Origin of the sequence: Helicobacter valdiviensis, assembly GCF_003245365.1 — a bacterium.
GTDB classification, from domain to species: Bacteria; Campylobacterota; Campylobacteria; order Campylobacterales; family Helicobacteraceae; genus Helicobacter_D; species Helicobacter_D valdiviensis.
This window is the reverse complement of the sequence record NZ_NBIU01000108.1, coordinates 1-767: the sequence shown is the minus strand read 5'-3', so window position 1 is coordinate 767 and position 767 is coordinate 1. Positions and strand designations below refer to the sequence as shown.

General features: G+C 27.4%; 1 protein-coding gene. It reads left to right on the top strand.

The window, feature by feature from the left end:
* Positions 1-767 (top strand): hypothetical protein (locus B6S12_RS11295; protein WP_181451055.1); only part of this gene is annotated, 767 nt, incomplete at both ends.

The window sequence follows — 767 nt, the reverse complement described above, 5'->3', positions numbered from 1 at the left end:
ACAAACCACAAATCCATTACAATAAAGAGGGAGGCTATTATACTTTCCTAGATGAAACAAATAATGGCAATGGCGGAGATAATGGAAGCAATGGAGATAATGGCTTAAGCGATGTAGTATTAACCCAAGATGATTTCCCACTTATTAATCAAATCCTAGGTGATTTAGAATTTAATCTTTTATCTATTAAAGATGAAAATGATATAAGAGCTATCAAACAATCTTTAGAATTCTTATTAGCATTTGTAGGAAAAGATGGATTAGAGCAATTAGGTATCTTTAAAGAATTTGCTTTAGTAGATGATAATGAACTAGCTAATATCACACAAGAAAATATAAATAATCTCTATAATGTTCTAAATGACAATTTAGAGAATATTAAAAAGATAAATGACTTCAATACAAAGTTTGAAGAATATATGAAACAATATAATACTTATCTATCAGGTTTAGAAGAATGGCTAAAACCAGAATTAGAAAAAGCCTATAAAGAACTTATGGCTTTAAAAGGAGATATGGAAGAAGCTTATAAAGATTTACAAAAAGATGTAGGAAACATCTTTTTTATCAATAAAGATTATAAAGCATTAGCAAACAATAATAATGTAAGATTTAATCTTGCTTCTTTAAAAGCTATTCCTCTAATCCCAAATGTAGATAAAGATGATAACCAAACTATAATCTCTCCTCTAAAAGATATTAATGCTTCTATGTTAGATAAACAACAAGTAGTCTTAATAAAACCAGCAGAAGAAGAAAAAGAAACA